The sequence below is a fragment of the Streptomyces sp. NPDC091272 genome (assembly GCF_044757485.1).
GTDB lineage: Bacteria > Actinomycetota > Actinomycetes > Streptomycetales > Streptomycetaceae > Streptomyces.
This window is the reverse complement of sequence record NZ_JBIVVC010000001.1, coordinates 631,181-652,463: the sequence shown is the minus strand read 5'-3', so window position 1 is coordinate 652,463 and position 21,283 is coordinate 631,181. Positions and strand designations below refer to the sequence as shown.

Here is a 21,283-nt window from a genome sequence, read left to right as displayed (position 1 = left end):
AGCTGTGTCGAGGTCAGCGCAAACTATCCATCCCGGAAAGGGACTTCACGCCCGACACGCACAAGAGGGAAGAACCGTAAATAGCCGTATTTACGCGGTTGACGAACATACGGACGTCAGGTCTCGGACGTCACGCCTCGGACGTCTCCGCGTACACCTGGGTGAGCTCGGGGGCGCCGGTCGCCGCCCACTCCAGGCCTGCGCCGACCACGTCGATGTCCCGGCCGCAGGCCAGCATCACGACGGGTGTTCCGCTGGGCCACAGGTGCCAGTGCGCGCCGGGCACGGTGCGGACGATCACGGTGCCCAGGTAGAGACCGGCGTCGTTGCCGAACCAGGGCAGCTCCTCCGGGTCGTCACGCCAGGACGGCGGCAACTGGTCCAGGGCCTCCAACGAGGCGGGGGAATCGTCCAGTTCGAGGCCGTACTGGGCGGCCCGGACACGCAGCAGCTCGCATTCGGCGAGGAGTTCGCCAAGGCCCTCCTGATCGGAGTCGTCGGAGGTGTGCACCGCCGTGCTCCGCGCCGTGGCCTGTCGCTTGCGCCAGGTGTCCAAGAAATTCATACCGCTCAGGTTCGCACCCACATGGCTCCGGGCACCACAGGCGCGCGGGCCCTGACGCCCCCTCAGGGCTCCGGGACGGGCCCTGGAGAGGGCGTCGTGCCACGTCAGAGCTCCAGGTCGACCACCACGGGGGCGTGGTCGGAGGCGCCCTTGCCCTTGCGCTCCTCGCGGTCCACGTAGGCGTCCTTGACGGCCTCGGTGAACGGCTTGTTGCCGTAGGCGAGGTCGATGCGCATGCCCTTGTTCTTGGGGAAACCGAGCTCGCGGTAGTCCCAGAAGGTGAACGGGTGGTCGTACTTCAGCGGACGCGGTACGACATCGCCGAGGCCGGCCTCACGGAGCGCCGCCAGGGCCGCCCGCTCGGCGGGCGTGACGTGCGTCGCGCCCTCGAAGAGCGACGGGTCCCAGACGTCCTCGTCGGCCGGGGCGACATTGAAGTCACCCAGCACGGCGAACGGCCGGGCCCCCGCGGCGTCCTTCGCCACGGCGGCCCTCAGCGCCTCGAGCCAGGCCAGCTTGTACGCGTAGTGGTCGTGCCCGACCTCGCGGCCGTTGGGCACGTAGACCGACCAGAGGCGGAGCGGGCCGCAGGTAGCGGAAATCGCCCTCGGCTCCTGCACGCCGCCGTACTCGGGGCCGCCCGGCAGGCCCACGACGACGTCCTCCAGGCCTGCTTTGGAGATCAGCGCCACGCCGTTCCACCGGCCGTCGGCGTTGACCGCGGACTCGTAGCCGAGCTCGCGCAGCTGGGCGGCGGGGAACTGCTCGGCGGTGGACTTGGTCTCCTGGACACAGAGCACGTCCGTGCCGGTGCTCTCCAGCCAGGCCAGCAGCCGGGGCAGGCGGGCGGTGATCGAGTTGACGTTCCAAGTGGCGATGCGCATGTCTCTCAACCTACTCGCCGGGTCTGACAGCCGCCGCTCCGCCGGCCGCCGCGGGTGTTCCGGCCGCGGCGGCCGTGGGGGCGCCGGCCCGCGTCACAGGGCCGTGGAGTCGCCGGGCGCGAGGTGGTGGTGCTGTGCGCCGCCGCCGAGGGTGCCGATGTGGTGGCCGTACAGCGGCAGGGCGAGGTCGGTGAGGAGCGCGTCGTGGATGTCGTACGCGTGTCGCGGACCGACCTCGCGGACGTAGTCGATCACCTCGGAGACCTTGCTCCAGGGAGCCATCACCGGCAGCAGCAGCGTCTCGACCGGCCGGTCGGGGACGGTGAGGGCGTCGCCGGGATGGAAGACGGCGCCGTCCAGCAGGAAGCCGACATTGGTGATGCGCGGCAGATCGGGGTGGATGACGGCGTGCAGTTCGCCGTGCACCTGGACCTCGAACCCGGCGGCGCTGAAGGTGTCGCCGTGCCCGACCGTGTGCACGCGGCCGGGAAAGGCGGCGGAGATCTGCTCGGCGACGCTGCGCAGCGTCCAGATCTCGGCGGCGGGGTTCGCCTCCATGGCGGCCCTCAGGTGGTCCTCGCTGTAGTGGTCCGCGTGCTCGTGCGTCACCAAGATCGCGTCCGCGCCGAGCGCGGCGTCGGACTCGCTGAAGGATCCGGGGTCGAGGACGAGGGTGCGACCGTCCTTCTCCAGCCGGACGCAGGCGTGCGACTTCTTGGTGAGCGCGATGCCGTGCCCGCCGTGACCGCTGGCGCCGTGCCCACCGGCGCCGTGACCGCTCGCGCCGCTTCTGCTCATGTCGTCGCTGCTCATGGTGTCCATCCTGCTACGGCTGCGGTGTGGTCTCCTGTCGGACCACTTCCCTCGCGGTCTCGAAAGCCGCGTGCGCCGCGGGAACACCGCAGTACACGGCGGTCTGGAGCAGCACCTCACGGATTTCGGCGGGGGTGAGCCCGTTGCGCAGGGCGGCCCGGACGTGCGAGGCCAGGGACTCCTGGCGGCCCCCGGCGACGAGCGCGGTGAGGGTGATCACGCTGCGGGTACGGCGGTCGAGCCCGTCCCGGGTCCAGATCTCACCCCAGGCGTACCGGGTCAGCAGGTCCTGGAAGTCGCCGGTCATCTCGTCCGCGCCCGCCAGCGCCTCGTCGACGTACGCCTCTCCGAGCACCTCGCGGCGCACCTTCAGACCTTCGTCGTACGGGTCGGGACGCCCACCGGTGACCTGCTCGGGCGCCTCGTCGACGACGGCGGCGGGGGTGTGCGCGGGCTGCGGGGCGGCGTCGGCGGGGGCCCGGGCCTCGGCGGCGGCCGGGAGCGGCGGTACGGGCGCCAGCAGGGTGGTGCTGGTGTCCTGCCACGCGGCGGTGAAGTGGCGCACCAGCAGGTCGGTGACGGCGGCCGGCTGCTCGACGGGCGTCAGGTGCGAGGCGCCGGGGACGAGCGCGAGGCGTGCGTCGGGGATGCCGGCGACCAGGGTGCGGGCGTCGGCAGGTCCGGTGACCTGGTCCTGCTCGCCGACCACGACGAGGGTGGGCACGGCGATCCGGCCGAGTTCGGGCCGGATGTCGAAGGCGGCCAGGGCCTCGCAGGCACCGATGTAACAGGCCGGGTCGGTGGTCCGCACCATCTGCACGGCCCATTCCACGATCGCGGGCTGCGCGGCGGCGAACGCCTGCGTGAACCAGCGTCCCGGCGCGGAGGCGGCCATCGGGTCCATGCCGTTGGTACGCACGATGACACCACGCTGGCGGAACTCGTCGGCGGTGCCGAACCGGGGCGAGGCGGCGACCAGCGCCAGGGAGGCGACCCGGTGCGGATGCCGCAGCGCCAGCTCGGCCCCGACGGCCCCACCGATCGAGCAGCCCGCGTACCCGAACCGCTGGATGCCCAGCTCGTCCAGCAGCGCGAGCAGCCTGCCGGTCAGCTCCCCGACCGAGGTACTGGGCTCCACGGGCGCACCGCCGTGCCCCGGCAGGTCGTACCGGAACACCCGCCAGCTACGGGCGAGCTCCGGTATCTGGCGGTCCCACATGTGCCATGTGGTGCCGAGGGAGGGGCCCAGCACGAGGACCGGGGCGTCTTCTGGCCCGTCGAAGCGGTATTGGAGGGTGTTCCTCGGTGTCTCACTCACCTGCCCGACCCTCTCATCAGTCACCTGCAGTCCTACCGGCAGGGCCAGAAAGTGTGGGGGGATGCGGGCATGGACGCCATGTGGTCTGCCTCCACCATCAAGGTCATCCGCTCGGGTACAGACGACCCCGACTTCGCCGACAAGCTGTCCCCGCCTGATCGGGCGGCCACGAGGTCGAGACGACCTCCACCTCGGAGTCCGGCAAGTCCACCTCGGTGTCGATGCGGCAAGAGCGCATCCTGGCCGCCGACGCCATCCGCGCGCCGCCCACCCAAGGGCACCGCGCTTGCGTTCGCCACCAGCGTGCGCGCGGCGATACTCGATCTGGGCCCCTGGTACCTCGAACCCGGCGCCGACGCACTCTCCGCCGCGTCCGCCCGCGCCTCCAGGGGCATCACCGCCCGCGCCATCGCCAAGGAAGGCGGCGCCGCCCACGTTGGCGGCGGAGATCTGTCCGGCCAGATCGTAGGTGTAGCTGTCGGCGCCGGACTTGGTCCGGTTGCCCGGGACGGTGGCCCGTTCGAGTTCGGACCCGGCCTGTGGGCCGCCCGGCACCGTACCGCCACCCCCGGCTCAGCCCCCGCTGCGACCCGCGAACGCCCGTACGTCGGCGTCCGGGTCGTCCGTCGCCGTCGTCAGGGCTGCGCGGGCGTCCGCGTCCGACGGGTGGCGGAGCAGGGCGAGGACGGCGGCCTTGCGGACGTCGGCGTTGGTGTCGGCGAGCGCCTTCGCCAACGCCGGGACTGCCGTCCCCGCGTCCGCGGCGCCCAGCGCGGCCGCCGCCCCGGCGCGCGCCCGCCATGCGGTGTCGTGCAGAGCGTGCACGGCCGCCTTGGCCTGCGCGGCCGGGCAGGCCGTCGCGCCGAGGGCTTCGAAGGCGGCGGCGCGCACCAGGGGATCGTTGTCACCCACGAGCAGCGCCAAGGTCGCCGGCACCCCGTCAGGACCGGACGCGGCGGGGCCGCCGCCCTGCGCCACCGCGGCAAGCCCCTTGGCCGTCGCCACGCGTACCTCACGGTCCGGGTCCCGCGCCGCCCTCGCCAACTCGGCCACGGCGTTGACCGAGACCAGCGCATGGACCGTCTCGACGCGCACCCCGAGGTCGGAGTCGGTCAGCCCCCGGCCGAACAGCGCGGCGTCGCCGAGGCGCAGCGCCCGCAGCACGGCGGGCCCCGCGGTGCGTACCACCGGGTCGTCCGACCCGAGCGCGGCCACCAGGGGTTCCCTCAGTCCGGGTTCGGCCGGCAGTGTCTCCACCAGTTCCCGCAGCGAGCCGGCGGCATCGGCGCGTACCCCGGCGTCCGGGTCGGCCAGCGCCGCGGCCAGCGCAGGACCGGCGCCGTCCGGAGCGGTCTCGGTCAGCGCCGCGACCGCCGCCCGGCGCACCGCCGGATCCGGGTCGGACAGATAGGGCGCGAGCGCGTCCAGGCCGGGCTGGTCGTCGGTCAGGGCCAGCAGCTCCAGGATGCGCGGGGACGCAGTCCGGCTCCGTCCCTCGGTGCGCGCGGGCGCGGCGAGACGTGTACCGGTCGGTGCCACCTCGCGCGGTCCCGCGGTCGCCACCTGCTGGAGCTCGACCTCTCCGAGGTGCCTGGAGGCCCCGCCGACCGGGGTGTACTCGTCGACGGCGACGAGGTACGGCGCCACCGGCCTGGCCGTGAACTCCATCGCCCCCGAGGGCGACTTGCGCAGGTCCAGGTGGTGCAGCCACTCCTTGTCGTCGCTCTTGGGGTGGTCCGTGCGCTCGTGGTAGAGGCCCCAGCGTGACTCCGTGCGCGCCAGTGAGGCGCGGGCCGCCATCTCCGCGCAGTCACGGATGAAGCTCACCTCCGCGCACCGCATCAGTTCGTGCGCGGTGGTGGCGCCCATCCCGTCGATCTCGGTGCGCATCCGCTCGAAGTGCTCCACCGCGAGGGAGAGCCGGGCACCCGACTTCGGCGGCGCCACGTAGTCGTTCACGAAGCGGCGCAGCTTGTACTCGACCTGGGTCTGCGGCGGCCCGTCCGGGTTGCGCAGCGGCCGGTAGATCAACTCGTGTGCTTCCCGCAGCTGTTCGGCCGGCAGCTCGCCCTCGTACGCCCGGTGCCGCGCGGCGTCCGCACCTGCGAGGTCCCCGAAGACGAACGCGCCGATCATGTAGTTGTGCGGGACGCAGGCGAGGTCGCCCGCGGCGTACAGGCGGGGCACGGTGGTCCGGGCCTGGTCGTCGACCCGTACCCCCGAGGCCGAGTGACCGCCGCACAGGCCGATCTCAGAGATGTGCATCTCGATGTCGTGGGTCCGGTAGTCGTGACCGCGCCCCGAGTGGAACGTCCCCCGGGTGGGGCGCTCGGTCGTGTGCAGGATGCCCTCCAGGGCGGCCACGGACTCCTCGGGCAGATGGCTCAGCTTCAGGTACACCGGCCCGCGGTCGGAGGCCAGCTCGTCCCTGAACTCGGCCATCATCCTGCCGGACCAGTAGTCGGAGTCGACGAAGCGTTCGCCGTGCCGGTTGACCTGGTAGCCGCCGAAGGGGTTGGCGACGTAGGCGCAGGCCGGGCCGTTGTAGTCCTTGATCAGCGGGTTGATCTGGAAGCACTCGATGCCGGTCAGTTCGGCGCCGGCGTGGTAGGCCATCGCATAGCCGTCCCCGGCGTTGGTCGGGTTCTCGTACGTCCCGTAGAGATATCCGGAGGCGGGCAGCCCGAGCCGGCCCGCGGCGCCCGTCGCGAGGACGACCGCTCCGGCGCGAACCGTGACGAACGCGCCGGTCCTGGTGTGGAAGCCGGCCGCCCCGACCGCCCGCCCGTCCTGCGCGGTCAGGATCCGCACCGGCATGACGCGGTTCTCGATGCGGATGCGCTCGCGCATCTCGCGACGGCGCAGCTGCCGGTAGAGGACCTTCTTGACGTCCTTGCCCTCCGGCATGGGCAGTACGTACGAGCCGGAGCGGTGCACCTGGCGGACCGCGTAGTCGCCGTACTCGTCCTTCTCGAACTTCACGCCGTACGACTCCAGGCGCCGCACCATGGCGTAGCCGCGGTTCGCCGTCTGTCGGACGGTGGACTGGTCGACGATGCCGTCGTTGGCACGGGTGATCTCGGCGACGTAGTCGTCGGGTTCCGCGTGGCCGGGGATGACCGCGTTGTTGACGCCGTCCATGCCCATGGCGAGGGCGCCGGAGTGACGCACGTGCGCCTTCTCCAGCAGGAGGACGTTCGCGCCGTGCTCGGCGGCGGTCAGCGCCGCCATCGTGCCCGCGGTGCCGCCGCCGACGACGAGGACGTCGCAGGAGAGTTCTTCCGCGTCCGTCAGGGAGGGGATGTCCATGGTGCTGACCTCTCAGGTGCTGAGCGAGTGGAGTACGGCGCGGCGTACGGCGACGGAGGCGGGGTCGGTGGCGCGGGAACGGTCGCGGGGGTGGGGTACGTCGAGCACCCGCCCGGTGCCGAGAAGTGCGACCCGGTCCCCGAGGAAGACCGCCTCGTCGACGTCGTGCGTGACGAAGACGACGCTCGCCCCGGTGCCGTGCAGCACGTCGATCAGCAACTGCTGCATTCCGGACCGCGTCTGGGCGTCCAGCGCCCCGAACGGCTCGTCCATCAGCACGGCGCGGGGCTCGCCCGCCAGAGCACGGGCCAGCTGCACCCGCTGGCGCTGCCCGCCCGAGACGCGGTGCGGGTACGCCCCTGCGTGCTCACCGAGCCCCACCCGCTCCAGCCACCGCGCGGCGACCGCCCGGCGCTCGGCGCGAGGCACTCCCCTTACGGCGAGCGGCAGTTCGACGTTGGCGCGCACGGTGCGCCAGGGCAGCAGGGCGTCCTCCTGGAAGACCAGGGCCCGCTCCCGTCCCGGCCCGGTGACGGCCTTCCCGTCCAGTGCGACCTCTCCGCCGAGCGCGGGCAGCAGCCCGGCGAGCGTCCGCAGCAGGGTCGACTTGCCGCATCCGGAAGGGCCCACGACGGTGAGGAACTCACCGGGTACGACGTCGAGGTCGACCCCGTCCAGCACGGCGGCGCCCGCGTGGCCCAGCACCGCGCCCCGCAAGGTCAGGTGCGCGCCCCGCGAGGCGGGGGCCTTGGGTGTGGCGGTGGTAGTGGCGGGTGTGGCGGGTGTGGTGGTCGTCATGACGCGGTCCCTTCTCGTACGGGCGCGACCTGGTCGGCGGTGGCCGGACGGGTGGGGGCGGGGCCGGTGGTGGCCGGGCGGGTGGGGCCCTGACCGGTGGGGGTGGGGCCGGTGGGGCTCTGACGGGTGGTGACCGGACGGGTGGGGCACTGACCGGCGGGGGCGGGGCCGGTGGTGACCGGACCGGTAGGGCCCTGACCGGTGGTGACCGGACCGGCGGGCCCCGGACCGGTGGTGGCCGGACCGGTGGTGGCCGGACCGGTGGCGCCCTGAACGGCGGGACCCCGACTCCCGCTGCCCGTGCCGCCGGGGCCGTGGCCGCCGGGCGGCGTGACAGTGGCGGAGCGGGACCGGGAGGCGCGCCGTCCGGCGCCCGGCCCCCCGGCCGCGGTCCGCGGCAGCCATCGGGTGAGCCGGCGCCCGGCCAGCTCCACGGCGGTGGAGGTGAGCCACCCCAGCAGACCGATCGTCACCATGCCGACGAACACCCCCGGGTAGTCCACGACTGTGTAGTCCTGCCACGTGCGGTAGCCCACCCCGTACTCGCCGGAGATCATCTCGGCGGAGATCACACAGATCCACGACACCCCGATGCCCACCGACAGTCCGCCGAGGATGCCCGGCAGTGCTCCGGGCAGCACCACCGAGAGGAGGATCCGCCACCGTCCGCCGCCCATCGTGCGGACGGCCTCCTCCCAGACCGGGGTGAGCGCGCGCACCGCGTGCCTGGTGGACACCATGACCGGGAAGAACGCGGCGGTGAAGGTGATGAAGACGATGCCCTGCTCGTTGCTGGGGAAGAGCAGGATCGCCACCGGCACAAGGGCGATCGCCGGAATGGGCCGCAGGACTTCGAGGACGGGCCCCAGCACGTCGGCAGCGAACCGGGACCGGGCGACGGCCGTGCCGACCGCCACCCCTGCCACGGCCGCCAGGACGAACCCGGTGAGGATCCGGGTCAGGCTGTCCGTCAGGTCCTGCCAGTACGTGCCGTCACCGACCCGCTGCCCGAAGGTCCGTGCGACCTCCGTCACTGTCGGGAACTGCTCGAACCGCAGCCACATGTTGACGTCATACGTCGTCAGCAGCTGCCACACGCCCAGGGCGACGGCCAGGGACAGGACCCGCACCACATGCCGGGCCGTCATGCCGCTTCCCTCAGCGCAGTGCTGTACGGGACGATCCGCGCGTACGGCTTCCCCGCGGTGTGGGCGCCCGCCGCGGCGGCGGTGACGAACGGCAGCAGCTTGTCGCCGTCCACCACCCACACCGCCTTGTCGGCGAACCACGGTGTTCCGGTCGAGGCGTCGGGGACGTAGGCGGCACGAACCGTGTCACCGGCCTTCGCCACGGCGGCCAGCAGCGCACGGGGGGAGTCGAAGGAGGTCGTCGTTCCGTCCCTGAGCCACAGTTCGGCGCGGGCCATCGGCGCCCGGTATCCGAGGGCCTTCTGGTATCCCGCGCCGTAGGCGCGCCGCAGGTAACGGTCGTCGACGAACGCGTCCACGTCCACGTCGCCGACGAGCTTCGCCGACTTCAGGACCGGCACGTCCTCCTTCAGGGCGTCGATCAGCGCCGGCCGGATCACCGGGTCGAAGGTGGCGACACCGTTCGCCCCGTTGTAGAGGTAGACGACCTCGGCGGGCAGCCCGGTGGCCCGAGCCACCGACTCGGCCGCGACGACAGGCTTCCCGCGCAGGTACGTGGTGGCGCGGACCTGCGCACGCAGGAAGTCCTCGACCAGGGCGGGCCGTTCCTCGGCGAACGCGTTGCGCGCGGCCACCCCGTGGAAGGTCGGCAGATTCAGCCCGGCGCCGTCGTACAGCGCCTTCCCCTTGCCCTGGAAGGCCAGCAGCCCCGGCCAGGCGACGAACTGGGAGAGTGCGTCCGCGCTGCCCGACTGGAGTGCGGACGCGCCCACGGCAGGCTGCTGGTTGAGCTTGCGGATGTCCTTCTCCGGGTCGAGGCCCGCGCGTTGCAGGGCACGCACGAGCGTCCCGTCTGCCGCCGAGCCGACCGATGTGGACACGCGCTTCCCGCGCAAGTCCTCAAGGGTCCTGAGGGACGAACCGGGCCCTGCCATCACGGTGTTGAGACCGCCACGGAGGTTGTAGCCGGTCACGGACACCAGCCGGGTGGGCCGGTCGAGCTGCTCGCCGCGAGCCGCGTTGATCAGCAGCGGGAAGTCACCCATCGAACCGATGTCGATCTTCCCGGCGGTCATCTGTGCGGTGATCGGCGCACCGGTGGCATAGTCCTGCCAGCGCACCTTGTACGTGACGCCGTCACGGGCGCCGCGCTTCGCCAGCTCCTCCTCGAAATAGCCGAGGCTGCGCAGGAGGGTGCCCGCGGTGACGGTGTTGATGGTCTTGGACTGGTAGCCGACGGTCACGGTGACCGTGCGGGAGTCGCCCGCCTCCGCGCCGCCGCCGCACCCAGTGGCGAGTACGGCGGTCAGCGCAGTGGCCAGGGCGGCGGGAAGTGCCTTCCGGATCATGGGGCGTTGCCTCTCAGCGCAGCAGGTAGGGCATGTTGACCTCGACGGCGCCGGTGGGGCACCGGGCGGCGCACGGGCCGCAGTACCAGCACTCGTCGACGTGCATGTACGCCTTGCCGTTGTCCGGGTGGATGGCGAGCGAGTCGAGCGGGCACATGTCGACGCACAGGGTGCAGCCGTCGATGCACTTCGACTCGTCGATGGTCACGGGCACGTCGGCGCGCTGGGGGGCCAGGGGCATGGCTGTCTCCAGAAGGGGAGGGTGAACAGGAAGGGAGCGCGGAGAGGGAGGAGGGGAAGGTGAGGCGGCACGGGCCGGCGACACAGCCGACGGAACCGGGGGGCGGGGGTCAGAGGGAGCGGCGCAGGAGCCCGCTCATCGTGATGCGGTCTCCCCTGAAACGGATGAACTCCAGGTCCACCGGCCGTCCGTCGCCGAGATGGGTGAGCCGCTCCAACATCAGGACGGCCGCGCCGCGCGGCGCCTCCAGCACGGCGGCGGAGTGCGCGTCCGCGTTGACGGCCTCCAGCGTGATGTCGGCGGTCCCGAGCGGCTGCCCGGTGAGGCGTTCGATCAGCCGGAACACGTCGTTGTGCTCCAGGTCGCAGTCGAGCAGTGCGGACCCGATGTCCATCGGGATGTACGTCAGGTCGAGCGACAGGGGCAGGCCGTTCAGCCTGCGCAGCCGCTCGACACAGAGCACATCGGAGTGGTCGGCCAGGCCCAGGCGCCGGGCCACCGGAGCGGGCGCACAGACCGGGCCGGCCGTCCGTACCTCGTTGGTCACCACGCCGTGCTCGTTCAGGGTCTCGGCGAGGCCCTGGAGCCGGTCGAGGCCGTGCGGGTACTTCTCGGACACGAGGACGGTCCCCACCCCCGGCTGCCGCTCCACCAACCCTTCGGTGCGCAGCAGGTCCAGCGCCTGGCGCACCGTGTTGCGGGACACTCGGTAGTCCGCTCCGATCCTGTCCTCCAGGGGGAGGACCCCGTCGGGAAATCCATTGGTGCGCGCCTGCTGGCGCAGCAGGTCGGCGAGCTGCCGGGCGTGGTCTGCGCGCAGCCGCCGGCGTGCGGCGGCTGCCCGCAGACGGGGCGCGGCGTGCTCACGGATCCGTTCGGCTGGCATGCGCTGGACCATACCGACGGTGTCCACGGGGTGGTGTTGCGGCAGCATTGCGCCACCTGAGACACCGATCGGAACGCTGTGACCTGCAATCTTCCGGGACTTGGCGAAAGATCTGCCACACCGGGGGCCGCCGCCATGCCGTATCTGCTGTTGTTCGGGGCCGGAGGGAGCGGAGGGGAGCCGGAGGTAACGGAGGGGTCCGGAGGGAGCGGAGGGGAGACTGCCGTTGCGGACGGCCTGGCCGTTACGGACCGAGCTGCGAGGGTGTGGCTTGTTACGGCCCGCTCGATACGGACCGACCGACCGACACGGCCGACCGCTAGGGGGCGGACTCGCGAACCGTCAACCGGGTCGGCAGGATCAGCGGGCCCGGGTCCTGCCCGTCGATCGCCCCGACCAGCATCCGCGCCATTTCACGCCCCAGGGCTCTGACCGGCTGACGCACGGTGGTCAGTGGTGGGTTGGCGTGCCGAGCCCCGGCCAGGTCGTCGAAGCCGATCACCGAAACGTCCTCGGGCACCCGCAGGCCCCGACGACGTAGCACCTGGAGCGCACCGACAGCCATACCGTCCGATGCCGCGAAGACCGCGTCCAACTGCGGATGCGCGTCGAGTAGTTGCTCCATGGCCCGTGCGCCACCCTCCTCCAGGAACGCGCCGGAGGAGACGCCCGTCAGAGACATGCCGGACAGCGTCAGCCCCTCGGTGAAGCCCTGCTCGCGGGCGACCGAGACCTGACTGTCGACCTGACCTGTGATCATGACGGGTCTGGTGCGTCCTGTGCGCACTAGGTGATCGGCGGCGAGCCTGGCCCCGCCCCTGTTGTCGGCGTCCACGTACCAGCGAGGTTCCCCGGCAAGGGGCAGACCGCCGAATACCACGGGCATCCCGGCCTCCTCGGCCAGCCGTCCCAGCGGGTCGTCACCGCGCAGCGCCATCAGCATGATGCCGTCGGCGCGGCGTGAGCGGATTATCTGCCGCAGGCGGTCGCGGCCGCGCGGTGTGTTGGCGAGCACCAGGATCAGTTGCAGCTCGGTGTCCTCCAGCGCCTCGCTCACCCCGACGATGATCTCCGCGAAGAACGGGTCCGCGAACAGGCCGGTCTCGGCGCTGGAAGCGGCCAGCACCACGGCGCCGACCTTGCTGCCGGCCAGTGCCCGTGCGGTCGGGTTCGGTACGTATCCCAGTTCGCGGACGGCGCGTTCGACCGCCTCGCGCTTGGCCCGGCTCACATGAGGGACGTTGTTGATCGCCCGGGAAGCCGCCGTCCGCGACACACCCGCTCGTGCGGCAACCTCATCGAGGGTCGGCATGCGCCTCGGCGTCGGCTGCATCGGAACGCTGACTCCTCGGCTTCATCGGCGCGCTGGACATGCTGATGATCCCACGGGCCCGCGGAGCGAACGCGGGCGATCGACGATCGGATGTGCGACGCCGGAGGTGCCGTCCGGCCGACAACCCCGTCGAACGCCGGCTGCTGACACGGCATCACCGGAATCACCGGCATCACCACCCTTCTCACCTGCGTCGAGCGCATCCCAGTGCCGACCGGCATGCGGGCCCGCGGGGCTCGTGGCGCGCAAGAAAACCGGTAGCGCTTCCAGTCTTGCGCTCAGCTCATTTACTCCAACGCGGAGAAAGGTCGTGCAGGGTCCCTTGACAGGCTCAATTGCCGCCCACACGATACCGGGAATACCCCATGGCCCCGGAGTGGCAGCCGGAAGCGCTTCCAGTGGGAGCGCTCCCAATACATACCGAGGCGGTCTGGGCGTCCCAATCCGAGCCGCGTCCCTGCCCGAGCCGCCTCCCTGCCCGAGCCGCCTCCCTACCTGCGCCACGTCCCTACCTGAGCCGCCTCCCTGCCCGAGCCACGGGGTGCCCGAGCCACGGGCTGCCCGGGGCGCCGCTCCACCGCTCCCTCCTCCGTACCGCTCGGTCAGGAAGACAGCCGCGCGGTGTCTCCCCGTCAGGAACCGTGCCGTCAGGAACCGTCAGGAACCGTCCCGTCAGGAACCGTCCCGTCAGGAACCGAGGTACTCCCCATGCGTCACCTCCCCCGCGCGACAGTGGCAGCGCTGCTCGCCCTGCCGCTGGCTCTCCTTGCCGCTGCGCCCGCCCAGGCCGCTGACCCGACCACGCTGACAAGTGGCTTCTACGTCGACCCCAACTCCAGCCCTGCCCTGTGGGCCGCCGCCAACCCGGGCGACGGACGAGCACCCGCCATCCGCGACAACATCGCCACGAAACCCATGGCCCGCTGGTTCGGCAACTGGAGCGGCACCATCGGCACCGCGACCGGGGCCTACGTGGGCGCGGCCGATGCCCAGGACAAGCTGCCCGTCCTCGTGGCCTACAACATCCCCAACCGCGACATCTGCGGGGGACAGTCCGGGGGTGGGGCGGGGTCGGTCAACGCCTACAACGAGTGGATCGCCGCGTTCGCCGACGGCATCGGCGCCAGGCCCTCCGTGGTCATCCTCGAACCGGACTCGCTCGGCGACACCAGCTGCATGACCGCCGCCCAGATCACCGAGCGCAACGCCCTGCTCAACAACGCGATCACTCAGTTCAACGCGAAGGCCCCCAACACCTGGGTCTATCTCGACGCGGGCAACCCCGCCTGGCGCAGCGCCACCGAGATGGCCGCCAGCCTGAACGCCGCGGGCCTCAGCCGAACCCGCGGCTTCTCGCTGAACGTCTCCAACCACTTCTCCACCGCCCAGAACATCACCTACGCCGACGCGGTCAACGCCGCACTGCGCTCGACCGGTGGATACACCAAACCGTTCGTCGTGGACACCAGCCGCAACGGCAACGGGTCGAACAACGCCGAGTGGTGCAACTCCGCCGGCCGCAGGATCGGCGCGACGACCCAGCAGGGAGGCGGTGCCGAGATGCTCCTGTGGGTCAAGACCCCCGGGGAGTCCGACGGCAACTGCGGCGTAGGCGCCGGTTCCGTGGCAGGCCAGTTCCTTCCTGAGGTCGCCTACAGGGCGATCTACGGCTACTGATCTCCCGCAGTCTCTCGCGGGCCCGCCCCCACCACGGCCAACGGCATCGGCGCATCCGCCGCGTACCGTCAGGGGCGTGGGCCCCCGTCCGATCGCCGACACCGAAGTCCCTCTCGTCGACGCCTACTTGTACTTGTACATGGCGTCAGCAAGGCCGGTACACCCTCTCGCCAAATCAAGCAGGCCGTTGCGCCGAGCAGTCTTCTCGATATCCACCGGTGCAAGAGTTGCCAACTCTCGTACCCTGAACGGGCTTTCTGAGGTACCTGCTTATATGCAGCGGTAGAGGAAGCCCACTCGTTGCAAGGCGTGACGGTCACTGCACTGCACAGCTCCGCCCTTCGGCATTACCTTCCAGCGAAACGCGGACGCATTGCGTGGGTAGCAGGTTGCGGACGACATCCGAAATTTACAGAGAAGCGTGCGTGATCTAGTTCACTTTGCCCTGGCTTTGAAGATCGACAGTGCAAGGGATAGCGTCACCGACGTCCGAAAGCGGTGGTCCAGACCAAGCCACCGAATTTGAGGACGAATTGCACACGACCATGTGCAGGGGGGAAGAAGCCATCGGGGGAGGCTCTGCATTGCCACGCGTTCGCCGCCCTTGGGGCCCCATCCCCCCTTTGTGCACATAGCACCAAGGGGAAGTATAGATGAACCACAACTCCATCCGTTATGCAGCCGCCACAGCCCTGGCAGCTGTCACCCTCGGCGTCGCCGCTCCAATGGCCAGTGCTACCGAGGCGCACCGAGCCGTTCCCGCTCAGGTCTCCGTCGAGCAGATCACCGCGGCCGACCTCGTCTCGCTGATCGCGGCAAGCCCCGCCGCGCAGACCAACGGTGAAGCGTCACTCACCCCGGAGGCCCTGCAGGAACTCCAGGAAATCTCGGAGCAGCGCCAGTACGCGGGCGGCCGGGTCGGCGCCGCCATCGCTCTGCTGAAGAAGTCCGGCGGCCTGGTCAAGGCCGGCGCCAAGGCGGCGCTCGGCGGCATCAAGAAGTACAACGACTGGGTCAGCAGCCTCTCCAACTGGAACCCGGTCAAGTGGGCCCTGAAGGGCCTGCCCACGGCTGCTCAGTACGAGGTCTACGAATGGCTGCGCAAGCAGCTCTGACCTGGTCTGCCGGGGCGCGGCCCGCGCGGCCGCGCCCCGGCAGCCTCAGTCTGTCGTACTGCTCCTGCCCCAAGGGACCGGAATGTTGAACCATAAGCAACTGCAGCTCGGAGCAGCGGCGGTCATCGCTGCCGTCGCTCTGGGGGCCGCCGCACCGGCTGCCTCCGCACAGGAGAGCGTTCACACCGCTCGCACTGTTGGCGCCCCCGCCGGAATGTCCGCGGCACAGGCACAGGCACAGCACATTCTGTCCTCACCGCAATTGCGCCCGCACCTGAGCGGCACGGGCCGGGCCCTGCTCCAGGCTGCGGCCGGGGGTGACACGCGCCCCGAGATCCAGCGGGGTGCCGTCAACTCGGCGGCCAAGGCTGCCTTCGGCCTCATCAAGAAGGCCGGTGGAAAGGTCCTGTCGGGCGCTTCCAACGCCGCGAAGAAGGGCGTGCCGGCCTTCAAGAAGTGGGCCGACGGCCTGGCTTGGTACCACCCGGTGCGCCTGGCCGTCGCCGCACTCGGCGGCGAGGGCATCAAGCAACTGGTGAGCCTCCTCGCCGGGTGATCAGCGAATCGTGTGGCGGCGCGCAGCCGCCACACGATCATCCGCCCCCCATGGGCCGATCGCGCACCCCGCTCCCCCACCCCCCACCGCAGGAATACGCCATGCACTCCGACACGGGCCCTTCCCAGGCCCACGCCCCCGGCCCTCCCCCGAGCTCCGAGGAGAAGCCCGGTTGGGCAGCCGCCGGCCTGATCACCACCTGCTTCTTCGTCGCCGTCCACTGGGGCGGCACCAGCGGCTGGTGGCACGCACTGTGGATTCCCCTCCTGCTCCTTTCCGTTCTGGGCGCAGGATATGAATGGACGGTCCTCGTAAAGGCCCGTTTCCGCATGGAGTGGAGCGAATGGCCCACCATGATCGGCACGCACACTGCGCTCCTTGCCGGCACCGCCATCGCGCTCGGCCTGCTCCAGCTGTGACCTTCCGCGATACCCCGACAGGAATTCCCCTTCACGACCTGTGAGCGGAAAGGCGCTTTCCATGTCCGACGCTCCCCCCGGCTGGCCTCCGCCCCGTCCCGGCCGGGCCGCCACTCCCCTACCTCCCCCTGCTCCCGCCGCGACCCCCGCCCCGCCGGGCTCCCGCTACGACGAACAGGCCCGCAACGGCAGACAGACCCGACAGGGCAGGACCGCCGAGATCTTCTTGGCGGTCCTCTTGCTGGCCGGCGTGACCATAGCCGTCACCGTCGCCGGCGCGGTCCTCGCGCTCGCACTCGGACTCGACGCCCCAGACCCAGAAAGCGAGCAACTCTTCGCGAACCCCGTCGCCGACCAGGCAATCACCCTGATCGGTCTCGCGGTGGCCACCCCGGCCGTACTTCTCGCCGTCCGCCTGTGCGGACACCGGCCCATGGGCACGGTGTCCTCGGTCACCGGGAAACTACGACTGGGATGGCTGGGGCGGTGCGCCCTGGTCGCGTTCCCGCTGATGACCCTTCAACTGGGACTGCTACTCCTGTGGACGTACCTGTCGGAGAACCCCGCCGACGGCGGTGAACAGGCTGTCGAGTTCGAGTCCTGGCCCGTCCTGCTGGCGAGCCTCGTCGTGCTGTGGGCGCTGGTGCCGTTCCAGGCGGCAGCCGAAGAGTATGTCTTCCGCGGCTGGCTGGTGCAGGCCTTCGGCGCCTGGCTGCGCAACCCCTGGCCCGGCATTGTCGTCGCCTCGCTGCTCTTCGCGCTGGCGCACGGCTTCGGCGAGACAACCGGCTTCGCGCTGCTCCTCTACTCCGCACTGTGGTGGGGCTGGCTGGTCCTCCGTACCGGTGGCCTCGAAGCAACCATCGCCCTGCACACCGCGAACAATGTTCTGACCTTCACCGTCGCGGCAGTCTTCGGCGAACTCTCCGACACCGGGACCGCCGCGGACGCCCCCTGGCAGGCCCTCGTCCTGGAACTCCTCTTCGCCCCCGCCTACTGCCTCCTGATCGCCCGCATGGCCCGACGCCGGGCCATCGCCACGACAACTCCGTAGGGTCTGCCGGCACCTTCATTCTTGGGACACCCCACCGCCGACGGCTGCCGGGGAACCAGAACGACTGCAAGGCGTGGGCGGAATCCGAGGCTCGTCATGCCCCATCGTCGACGCAAGGGCGAAGACCTGCCCGCTGGAAGGAAGTGGACAACAAGTCCCACAAGGGGGTCCGTGCCTGTTCGGGCACGTTTTCGCCTGAATGAACCCTTCTCAGTAACGCCGCGTGACAGTTCGTGATCTTCGCTCAGGTGGTGCGGCCGTGTTCCAGCTGGAGCAGGACGAGGGCGGCTCGGGCGATCCAGGTGATGCCGCTGGGGTCGAGGCTGACCCGGCGCAAGGCCTTGAAGGTAACCTTGCGCAGGGCGTTGGCCCGCTCGGCGACAGCATGTACGCCTCGGATGACCGAGTTGAACGCCTGCTGTTCGTCGTCGAGTTCGCCGCCCTTGGGCTTCTTGACCGGGTGGCGGAAACTATCGCCGGCGTTCTCGTAGCCGAGGTCGGTCAGGGTGGGAATGTCCAGTGTGGAGGCGAGCCGGTTGAGGGCGCCGACCAGGCCGTGGGTACGGGCACAGGTGGTGTCGTGCTCGCGGCCGGGGCGGACCGGGGAGGCCCAGATCGGCCAGCCGTCGGGGGCGGAGATGACCTGGACGTTGCCGCCGTGGTGCTTGTGCTTCCCGGACCACCAGACCACCAGAGGTCGGCGCCGTTGGGGCCGGGGCGGCGACGCGGTCGGTACGGATGACGGTGCCGTTCAGGTTGAGATGGGTGTGGTCGGCGGCCGTCGCCTGTTCCAGCGTGGTGGACAGATCCCGGGCGTGGTCGGCGAGCACGGTCAGTCCCTCGTGCAAGTAGCGGTACGCGGTGGGTACCGAAACCCTGTTGGCCCGGACGAGTTGTGCCAGCCGGGTCCCGTCGACGAACCACCGCAGCACCAGGACACTCTGCTTGAAGACGCCCAGAGCACGGCCTTGCGGGTGCCGAGCCGTTCGCGGTGCTCGCGCAAGAGCCGGGCGAGAGTCTCGGCGGTCTCCCTGCCGATGTCGAGTGTTGCGGTGTAGGTGATACTGGTCAACGCGTGAATCCTGTGGGTTCCGGAACGTGATCTTCGCGGGCCTGTTCCTACCAGGGGCTTCTCGCGTATCTGATGCCGGGTCAAGCCCGTCTGATGGCCCTGGTCGGTCAGGAAGATCGCGGATCTCCCGGACGGGCGGCCCAGCCAATACTCTGAGACCCGCCCGCACTACCTGGGAGAGTCATGACAAGTAGGTTTACCGAGTTGGCCGTTGACTGCCACGAACCGGAGAGGCTCGCGGCCTTCTGGTGCGAGGTCTTGGACTTCAAGGTGATCGACCGGAGCGAGGGCAAGGTCGAGATCGGCTCCTGGGTGCCGACCGTCGAGGATGTTCGGGCCCGCCAGATGCCGCCCACCCTGCTGTTCATCCAGGTGCCCGAGGGCAAGACCGTGAAGAACCGGCTTCACCTCGACGTCAGCCCGATCGACGGCAGCACCGAGGACGAGGTGACCAGATTGCTCGGCCTCGGCGCCACCAAGACGGATGTGGGCCAGGGCTCGGGCCGAAACTGGGTGGTCATGACAGACCCTGAGGGCAACGAGTTCTGTGTCCTGCGCACCCTGACACCGCAGAACTAGGCCGCGAGCGGGCAACCGCACCCCGTTACACACCGCAACCGTAACGTTGCCGAGAAGACCTCAATGAAGACCTGGAAGATCCTGCGTGACTGTCGCCTCAAGGGCGACGGAGTCCACCACGCCATGCTCGGCACCGCACGAATGCACAACCTCGCCCGCCGGATAGATCAGCGGGTGGCGCAGCGGCCGACCACGTCCGAGGCGACCCAGAGATCATTTACGGGACAGGTATCAGGTCGCGCGGCTTGTTGGCGCGTCCCGCTCCGTCAACAGCGACCGCGCGACGACGTCGAGCAAGCGATTGGCTCGGGAGGCGAGCGCGGGTTGGTCGCCGGCCCAGGCCAGCATCGCTATCAGGGCGAAGAGGTCGTCCCCGTCAATGTCCGGGCGGGCGGCCTTCGCTTCCTGGGCGCGGGTCAGGAGTCCGGCGCCGGCCGCGCGCAGCGTGACGCACGAGGTGTGCAGAGCCGAATCGGTGTCATCGATGGCGGCTGCCATCAGTTCGGTCACGCCTCGGTACTCCGTGGTCCATGCGACGCATTCACTCACCCACGTCACGAGCGCCTCCGCAGACGCCCGCGACGTCGTGAGCCCCTTCGCCCTGGCGGTCAACGCCTCGAAGCTCTCGTGCAGCAGTGCCTCCAGGAGCGCCTCGCGGGTCGGAAAGTGCCGCAGCAAGGTCGCCAGCCCGACGTTTGCCCTGCGCGCCACATCACGCATCGATACATCGATGCCGTGAGCAGCGACGGCGGGGCGCGCCACCGCGAGCAGGTGGGCACGGTTCTTCACGGCGTCGGCACGCATCGCACTCCCTCGGTTGCCAAACGGTTCACCGATCCATATATTCGGATCGGCGAACCGTTTATTCGGTCCAGTGATCCACATAAGCGTAACCCGCCTTGCGACCAGGAGGACGATGATGACCCGACGCACGATGAAGGCGATCAGGCTGCACGAGTTCGGAGGTCCCGGTGTGCTCCGGTACGAGGATGTGCCCGTCCCCGTTCCGGCGCCGGGCGAAGTCCTCGTCCGCGTGAAGGCGGTCGGCCTCAACCCTCCCGACTGGTACGTCCGCGAAGGCATGCCCGGCGTCCCGGACGAGTTCAAGCCTCCCTTCGACCTGCCGCTGATTCCGGGGACCGACATCTCGGGGGTCGTGGAAGCCGTCTCCGACGATGTCCAGGGTTTCGCGCCTGGCGACGAGGTGGTGGGCCTGCTCCGCTTCCCCGACGAGATGCAGAGTGGTGCATACGCAGAGTACGTCGCCGCACCAGCGAGCGACCTCGCGCCGAAACCGGCCACCGTCGACCATGTCCAGGCCGCCGCCCTGCCCATGTCGGGACTGACGGCATGGCAGTACCTGATCGACGTCGGGCACGAGCACCCCTCCCCGTTCCAGGCCGCCCGGCACCAGCCCGTGCCCCTGAACGACGGCATGACCGTGCTCGTCAACGGTGCCGGCGGCGGAGTCGGCCACCTCGCCGTGCAATTGGCCGCATGGAAAGGTGCCCGCGTCATCGCGGTCGCCTCCGGCGCCCATGAACAGTTCCTGCGCGACCTGGGCGCCGACGAGTACATCGATTACACCAAGCAGCGCCCTGAGGAAGTCGTCCGCGACGTGGATGTGGTTTTGGACGCCGTTGGAGGGCCGGCCAGCCGGCGCTTCCTGCCCGTCGTCAAATGTGGCGGGGCTCTGTATCCGGTGTACGTCGGGGAGTTCGACGAGGAGGAGAACGCGAAACTGGGCATCACCGTCACCGGCACGCAGGTACGCGCGAACGGCACGCAACTCGCGGAGCTCGCCGCGCTGGTGGACGCAGGCACCCTACGCGTCGCCGTGGACAGCACATACCCGCTCGCGCACGCTCAGGCGGCACACGAGCGTGCAGCCAAGGGCCACCTTCAGGGCAAGATCGTGCTCACCGTCGACTGAGCGATGGAGCGATGCTGAACCCACCTATGGGACGCTACGGCCCCCAGCTCCTGGCCCGCCTCGCGCAGACGCCCGGACCGTCAGCTGAATGACTATGACCGAACTGAGCGACGGGGTGTTCTCTAGCCGGCCCGGCTTGACCCACCAGGCCGGGCTGCTCCAGAAGGCGGGGCTCATGAACGCCGTCATGCACCGCGTACGTACGCGACCACATACGCACCCAGCCGCCCCGCT

18 protein-coding genes and 4 pseudogenes are annotated in these 21,283 nt (G+C 70.3%); 9 read left to right on the top strand and 13 right to left on the bottom strand.

All coding sequences use genetic code 11. The features are described from left to right. Window positions 1-130 precede the first annotated feature (130 nt). From ACIQM4_RS02595 to ACIQM4_RS02580, 4 genes are all read right to left on the bottom strand, one after another. Window positions 131-565 (bottom strand): DUF6278 family protein, encoded by a 435-nt coding sequence (locus ACIQM4_RS02595; RefSeq protein ID WP_401584925.1) that lies wholly within the window; start codon window positions 563-565, stop codon window positions 131-133. A gap of 104 nt (window positions 566-669) precedes the next feature. Further along, window positions 670-1,449: an exodeoxyribonuclease III gene (locus ACIQM4_RS02590; protein ID WP_401584923.1), complete on the bottom strand. Its 780-nt coding sequence runs from the start codon at window positions 1,447-1,449 to the stop codon at window positions 670-672. A 93-nt stretch (window positions 1,450-1,542) separates the two neighbouring features. Then, the gene (locus tag ACIQM4_RS02585; protein ID WP_401586053.1) at window positions 1,543-2,178 is read right to left on the bottom strand and encodes an MBL fold metallo-hydrolase; all 636 of its coding nucleotides are present in this window, start codon (window positions 2,176-2,178) and stop codon (window positions 1,543-1,545) included. Window positions 2,179-2,275: 97 nt separating this feature from the next. Further along, window positions 2,276-3,580, bottom strand: a complete 1,305-nt coding sequence (locus ACIQM4_RS02580; RefSeq protein ID WP_401584920.1) for an alpha/beta fold hydrolase — start codon at window positions 3,578-3,580, stop codon at window positions 2,276-2,278. 15 nt (window positions 3,581-3,595) lie between these two features. Here ACIQM4_RS02580 and ACIQM4_RS02575 point away from each other — a divergent pair. Then, window positions 3,596-3,997 (top strand): annotated as a pseudogene (locus ACIQM4_RS02575) (TraM recognition domain-containing protein); the annotation flags it as partial. A 156-nt stretch (window positions 3,998-4,153) separates the two neighbouring features. Here ACIQM4_RS02575 and ACIQM4_RS02570 read toward each other — a convergent pair. From ACIQM4_RS02570 to ACIQM4_RS02540, 7 genes and pseudogenes are all read right to left on the bottom strand, one after another. Beyond that, window positions 4,154-6,889, bottom strand: coding sequence for a fumarate reductase/succinate dehydrogenase flavoprotein subunit (locus ACIQM4_RS02570; RefSeq protein ID WP_401584917.1), 2,736 nt, complete (start codon window positions 6,887-6,889; stop codon window positions 4,154-4,156). Between the two features lie 12 nt (window positions 6,890-6,901). Next, window positions 6,902-7,687, bottom strand: coding sequence for an ABC transporter ATP-binding protein (locus ACIQM4_RS02565; RefSeq protein WP_401584914.1), 786 nt, complete (start codon window positions 7,685-7,687; stop codon window positions 6,902-6,904). Window positions 7,688-8,010: 323 nt separating this feature from the next. Further along, a pseudogene (locus tag ACIQM4_RS02560) lies at window positions 8,011-8,835 on the bottom strand (ABC transporter permease); the annotation flags it as partial. Continuing rightward, complete coding sequence (locus tag ACIQM4_RS02555; protein WP_401584912.1) at window positions 8,832-10,184, bottom strand: ABC transporter substrate-binding protein; 1,353 nt, start codon at window positions 10,182-10,184, stop codon at window positions 8,832-8,834. The gene ACIQM4_RS02555 and the pseudogene ACIQM4_RS02560, both read right to left, overlap by 4 nt. A 13-nt stretch (window positions 10,185-10,197) precedes the next feature. After that, complete coding sequence (locus ACIQM4_RS02550) at window positions 10,198-10,425, bottom strand: indolepyruvate ferredoxin oxidoreductase subunit alpha (protein WP_401584910.1); 228 nt, start codon at window positions 10,423-10,425, stop codon at window positions 10,198-10,200. Window positions 10,426-10,534: 109 nt separating this feature from the next. Then, window positions 10,535-11,311, bottom strand: coding sequence for a GntR family transcriptional regulator (locus ACIQM4_RS02545; protein ID WP_401584907.1), 777 nt, complete (start codon window positions 11,309-11,311; stop codon window positions 10,535-10,537). A gap of 319 nt (window positions 11,312-11,630) precedes the next feature. Further along, window positions 11,631-12,623: a LacI family DNA-binding transcriptional regulator gene (locus ACIQM4_RS02540; RefSeq protein WP_401584905.1), complete on the bottom strand. Its 993-nt coding sequence runs from the start codon at window positions 12,621-12,623 to the stop codon at window positions 11,631-11,633. Between the two features lie 729 nt (window positions 12,624-13,352). On the opposite strand from ACIQM4_RS02540, the gene ACIQM4_RS02535 reads away from it, so the two are divergent. The 5 genes from ACIQM4_RS02535 to ACIQM4_RS02515 all read left to right on the top strand — a co-directional run bounded on the left by ACIQM4_RS02535 (window position 13,353) and on the right by ACIQM4_RS02515 (window position 17,465). Next, entirely contained in the window at window positions 13,353-14,321 is a 969-nt protein-coding gene (locus ACIQM4_RS02535; RefSeq protein WP_401584902.1) for a glycoside hydrolase family 6 protein, read from the top strand. Between the two features lie 653 nt (window positions 14,322-14,974). Continuing rightward, complete coding sequence (locus ACIQM4_RS02530; RefSeq protein WP_401584900.1) at window positions 14,975-15,436, top strand: hypothetical protein; 462 nt, start codon at window positions 14,975-14,977, stop codon at window positions 15,434-15,436. A gap of 82 nt (window positions 15,437-15,518) precedes the next feature. After that, window positions 15,519-15,992, top strand: coding sequence for a hypothetical protein (locus tag ACIQM4_RS02525; RefSeq protein ID WP_401584898.1), 474 nt, complete (start codon window positions 15,519-15,521; stop codon window positions 15,990-15,992). Between the two features lie 101 nt (window positions 15,993-16,093). Continuing rightward, complete coding sequence (locus tag ACIQM4_RS02520; protein ID WP_401584896.1) at window positions 16,094-16,411, top strand: hypothetical protein; 318 nt, start codon at window positions 16,094-16,096, stop codon at window positions 16,409-16,411. A gap of 61 nt (window positions 16,412-16,472) precedes the next feature. Further along, window positions 16,473-17,465, top strand: a complete 993-nt coding sequence (locus ACIQM4_RS02515) for a lysostaphin resistance A-like protein (protein ID WP_401584893.1) — start codon at window positions 16,473-16,475, stop codon at window positions 17,463-17,465. A gap of 244 nt (window positions 17,466-17,709) precedes the next feature. Here ACIQM4_RS02515 and ACIQM4_RS02510 read toward each other — a convergent pair. After that, window positions 17,710-18,537 (bottom strand): annotated as a pseudogene (locus ACIQM4_RS02510) (transposase family protein). Between the two features lie 183 nt (window positions 18,538-18,720). Between ACIQM4_RS02510 and ACIQM4_RS02505 the strand changes: the two are divergent. Together ACIQM4_RS02505 and ACIQM4_RS02500 are read left to right on the top strand one after the other, a co-directional pair. Next, on the top strand, window positions 18,721-19,116 hold the full coding sequence (locus ACIQM4_RS02505) for a VOC family protein (protein WP_401584890.1): 396 nt from the start codon (window positions 18,721-18,723) through the stop codon (window positions 19,114-19,116). Window positions 19,117-19,179: 63 nt separating this feature from the next. After that, a pseudogene (locus ACIQM4_RS02500) lies at window positions 19,180-19,272 on the top strand (IS5/IS1182 family transposase); the annotation flags it as partial. A 75-nt stretch (window positions 19,273-19,347) separates the two neighbouring features. Here the strand turns inward: ACIQM4_RS02500 and ACIQM4_RS02495 are convergent. Continuing rightward, window positions 19,348-19,920: a TetR/AcrR family transcriptional regulator gene (locus ACIQM4_RS02495; RefSeq protein WP_401584888.1), complete on the bottom strand. Its 573-nt coding sequence runs from the start codon at window positions 19,918-19,920 to the stop codon at window positions 19,348-19,350. A gap of 115 nt (window positions 19,921-20,035) precedes the next feature. Between ACIQM4_RS02495 and ACIQM4_RS02490 the strand changes: the two genes are divergently transcribed. Beyond that, window positions 20,036-21,049, top strand: a complete 1,014-nt coding sequence (locus ACIQM4_RS02490; protein WP_401584886.1) for an NADP-dependent oxidoreductase — start codon at window positions 20,036-20,038, stop codon at window positions 21,047-21,049. Window positions 21,050-21,283: the final 234 nt, after the last annotated feature.

Coding starts and splice junctions, on each gene's coding strand:
- ACIQM4_RS02595 (WP_401584925.1), bottom strand. CDS start 565: ATGAATTTCTTGGACACCTGGCGCAAGCGACAGGCCACGGCGCGGAGC.
- ACIQM4_RS02590 (WP_401584923.1), bottom strand. CDS start 1,449: ATGCGCATCGCCACTTGGAACGTCAACTCGATCACCGCCCGCCTGCCC.
- ACIQM4_RS02570 (WP_401584917.1), bottom strand. CDS start 6,889: ATGGACATCCCCTCCCTGACGGACGCGGAAGAACTCTCCTGCGACGTC.
- ACIQM4_RS02565 (WP_401584914.1), bottom strand. CDS start 7,687: ATGACGACCACCACACCCGCCACACCCGCCACTACCACCGCCACACCC.
- ACIQM4_RS02555 (WP_401584912.1), bottom strand. CDS start 10,184: ATGATCCGGAAGGCACTTCCCGCCGCCCTGGCCACTGCGCTGACCGCC.
- ACIQM4_RS02550 (WP_401584910.1), bottom strand. CDS start 10,425: ATGCCCCTGGCCCCCCAGCGCGCCGACGTGCCCGTGACCATCGACGAG.
- ACIQM4_RS02545 (WP_401584907.1), bottom strand. CDS start 11,311: ATGCCAGCCGAACGGATCCGTGAGCACGCCGCGCCCCGTCTGCGGGCA.
- ACIQM4_RS02540 (WP_401584905.1), bottom strand. CDS start 12,623: ATGCCGACCCTCGATGAGGTTGCCGCACGAGCGGGTGTGTCGCGGACG.
- ACIQM4_RS02535 (WP_401584902.1), top strand. CDS start 13,353: ATGCGTCACCTCCCCCGCGCGACAGTGGCAGCGCTGCTCGCCCTGCCG.
- ACIQM4_RS02530 (WP_401584900.1), top strand. CDS start 14,975: ATGAACCACAACTCCATCCGTTATGCAGCCGCCACAGCCCTGGCAGCT.
- ACIQM4_RS02525 (WP_401584898.1), top strand. CDS start 15,519: ATGTTGAACCATAAGCAACTGCAGCTCGGAGCAGCGGCGGTCATCGCT.
- ACIQM4_RS02520 (WP_401584896.1), top strand. CDS start 16,094: ATGCACTCCGACACGGGCCCTTCCCAGGCCCACGCCCCCGGCCCTCCC.
- ACIQM4_RS02515 (WP_401584893.1), top strand. CDS start 16,473: ATGTCCGACGCTCCCCCCGGCTGGCCTCCGCCCCGTCCCGGCCGGGCC.
- ACIQM4_RS02505 (WP_401584890.1), top strand. CDS start 18,721: ATGACAAGTAGGTTTACCGAGTTGGCCGTTGACTGCCACGAACCGGAG.
- ACIQM4_RS02495 (WP_401584888.1), bottom strand. CDS start 19,920: ATGCGTGCCGACGCCGTGAAGAACCGTGCCCACCTGCTCGCGGTGGCG.
- ACIQM4_RS02490 (WP_401584886.1), top strand. CDS start 20,036: ATGACCCGACGCACGATGAAGGCGATCAGGCTGCACGAGTTCGGAGGT.